Source organism: Streptococcus sp. DD11 (genome assembly GCF_001578865.1).
Classification (GTDB): Bacteria; Bacillota; Bacilli; order Lactobacillales; family Streptococcaceae; genus Streptococcus; species Streptococcus panodentis.
Genome location: NZ_KQ969396.1, coordinates 305,660 through 308,719, shown reverse-complemented (window position 1 = coordinate 308,719; position 3,060 = coordinate 305,660). Strand labels below are relative to the sequence as shown.

Genomic DNA, 3,060 nt, shown 5'->3' with positions numbered 1-3,060 from the left:
GAGATGGTTTGCAGCAGATTGATGAATCCAAATTTGATGAGCCAGAGCCAGAAAGAGGGTATGTAGTCAAGGTATTTAAACAGCTCTTGCAAGGAATAGCCGACGATAGGCAGGGCAATTCCAAAAATCAGGAGGCCGCCGACAAGCATGGTCAGCATGCACAAGAGACTCCAGATAAAGGCAGAGAGGAGCTTGGAGAGAAGGATTTGGTGCGGCGTGACTGGGAGTGTCCAAGTCAGGTATCCTTCGCGTCCAAAGACGTTTTTATAAAAACGGCGGATAATAATGATGGTATTGGACAGAAAGACAGCGCAGGCTGCTGAAAAAATCATCAGAAAGAGCAAATAGAAAATAATGACAAAGCCAGCAGTAGAAGTTGGGTAATCACTAAAATAATTGAGCTGATCCGGCTTTAGCACGCTGCCGGCAAACAATCCCATGAAGACCGAGAGGCCTAAAAAGATGGCAAAGGTGATACAGTACCATTTGTAATTGGACTTAAAGTCGTATTTAAACAGTTTTCCGAACATAAAGCAGAGACCTCCTAGTAAAAGCGAAACTGGCTGCGGAAGAGATTATCAATAGACTGATTGTACTGTTGGCGCAGCTGATTAGCATTTTCATGCAACAGAATCTGACCTTGATTGATCAGGATGACTTCATCCAAGATCGACTCAATATCTGCAATTAAGTGAGTGGAAATGATGACCGAAGACTGAGGCGTGCGGTTTTGGATGATGGTTCTCAGGATATAGTCACGGGCTGCCGGATCGACACCGCCGATTGGCTCGTCCAGGATATACAGGTCCGCATGGCGGCTCATGACCAAAATGAGCTGCATTTTTTCTTTGTTTCCTTTTGACAGGCTGCCGATGCGGGCCTGCGGATCAATACGGAGATCCTTTAGGAGCTGCAAGGCTTTGGCGCTGTCAAAGTTTTCGTAAAAATCTTGGAAATAGGCTATCGCTTCGCTCACTTTTGAATTGTCGCTCAGATAAGTGGTGTCCGGCAGATAGGAGACAAAGCGCTTGCTGTCTCGGGAAGGCTCGGCCCCCTTGAGATAGACATGGCCGGAGGTTGGCTGCAGGAGTCCGTTGATGAGCTTGATAATGGTTGTCTTGCCGCTGCCGTTGGGACCCAAGAGACCGATAATTCTGCCAGGCTGGATGTTCAAGCTCACATCATACAGGGCCGGGGCTTCGCCATAGTTTTTAAAGATGTGGTCGAGATAGACCAGAGGATACTGATTCATGAGTGCCTCCTTATATTAAATTCCGTTTACACACATTATACCTTTTCCTTTAAAAAATAGCAAAAAAAGCCAGGCCAGCAAGGATGGCCGGAACAGCCCTCTCTGCCAAACTCCCATTTCCCACATTGGCCGAATTGCGGTATAATAGTTATAAGAAGAAGCAAAGCATGTTCAAGGAGAAAAATGTGGTGATACAGTTAGATACCAAGACGGTTTATACTTTTATGGACAGTCTCATCTCTATCAAAAAATACGTGCAGAAAGCCAAGGAGCTGGGCTACAGCCGCTTGGGCATGATGGATGTGGACAATCTCTATGGTGCCTATCATTTTCTGGAAGCAGCGGCAGCAGAGGGCATTCAGCCGCTTTTGGGCTTGGAGCTGACGGTCATCAGAGAGGGGCAGGAGCTGAATATCCGGCTTCTGGCTCTGAACAGTCAGGGCTACCGCAATCTGATGAAGGTCTCCACCCGCAAGATGACCGGCAGCAAAAACTGGGAGGATTTCCAGCATCTGTTTAAGGGCTTGGCTTTGATTGTACCAGCTTTTGCCGGTGTGGAAGACTTGGATCTGGGACAGGATTTTTATATCGGTGTCTTTCCGGACACGCCCCGACAGAGCTTTGAGCGGCCGACCCTGCCCCTGCATACAGTCCGTTATTTCCATACAGGAGAGTTGGAGACGCTGCAGATGCTGCGGGCCATCCGGGACAATGTCAGCCTGCGGGAGGCGGGCAGCCCTGCCAGCCATGAGCTGCTGCTGACGCCCCAGGCTCTGGCGGCAGCTTTTGAGCAGAGCTTTCCTGAAAGCCTGAGCAATCTGGAACAGCTTGTCAGAGAAGTCCATTATGATATCAATACAGAACTGAAACTGCCCCGCTTTAATCCGGAGCGGCCGGCAGCCGAGGAGCTGCGGGAGCGGGCCGAGGCCGGTCTTCTCAAGCGCGGCCTGAACGGGCCGCAGTATGCGGATCGGCTGGAGCAGGAGCTGGCTGTCATTCACCAGATGGGCTTTGATGATTATTTTCTCATCGTTTGGGATTTGCTGCGTTTCGGCCGCAGTCAGGGCTACTATATGGGCATGGGCCGGGGGTCTGCAGTCGGCAGTCTGGTGGCCTATGCACTGGAAATTACCGGTATTGACCCAGTGGAGAAAAACCTGCTTTTTGAGCGCTTTCTCAATCTGGAGCGCTATACCATGCCGGATATTGATATTGACATTCCGGATGTCTACCGGCCGGAGTTTATCCGCTATGTCCGTGACCGCTACGGCAGCTGGCATGCGGCTCAGATTGTCACCTACTCGACCTTTGGGGCCAAGCAGGCCATTCGCGATGTGTTTAAGCGGTACGGCCTGCCCGAGTATGAGCTGACCAATATCACCAGAAAAATCCGATTTGGAGACAGTCTGACCTCGGCTTATGAGAAGAACATGGCCTTTCGCCAGATTATCCACAGCAAGCCCGAATACCAGCAGGCCTTTGACATTGCCAAGAAAATCGAAGGCAATCCGCGCCAGACCTCTATCCATGCGGCCGGCGTCGTCATGAGCGACAATGATCTGACCGACCATATCCCCCTCAAATACGGCGAAGACATGCTGATCACCCAGTATGATGCCCACGGTGTCGAAAGCAACGGTCTGTTGAAAATGGACTTTTTGGGCCTGCGCAATCTGACCTTTGTCCAGCGCATGAAGGAAGCAGCCATGAAAAAGCATGAAGTGGCTATTGACATTGCTGCTATTGACCTGGAAGATGCAGAAACGCTCAAGCTCTTTGCGGCTGGTGATACCAAGGGGATTTTCCAG

Annotated in this window: 2 protein-coding genes and 1 pseudogene; 1 reads left to right on the top strand and 2 read right to left on the bottom strand. The window is 50.4% G+C overall.

Annotated elements, in window-relative coordinates; translation table 11 throughout:
- Together STRDD11_RS10840 and STRDD11_RS10835 are read right to left on the bottom strand one after the other, a co-directional pair.
- Window positions 1–530 (bottom strand): annotated as a pseudogene (locus STRDD11_RS10840) (lantibiotic ABC transporter permease); the annotation flags it as partial.
- 14 nt (window positions 531–544) lie between these two features.
- Window positions 545–1,252 carry an ABC transporter ATP-binding protein gene (locus tag STRDD11_RS10835; protein WP_128837292.1) on the bottom strand — a complete coding sequence of 236 codons (708 nt, stop codon included), beginning with the start codon at window positions 1,250–1,252 and terminating at the stop codon, window positions 545–547.
- Window positions 1,253–1,437: 185 nt separating this feature from the next.
- Here STRDD11_RS10835 and STRDD11_RS14680 point away from each other — a divergent pair.
- Window positions 1,438–3,060: PHP domain-containing protein (locus STRDD11_RS14680; RefSeq protein WP_346962593.1), on the top strand; the 1,623-nt coding region annotated here is incomplete at its 3' end.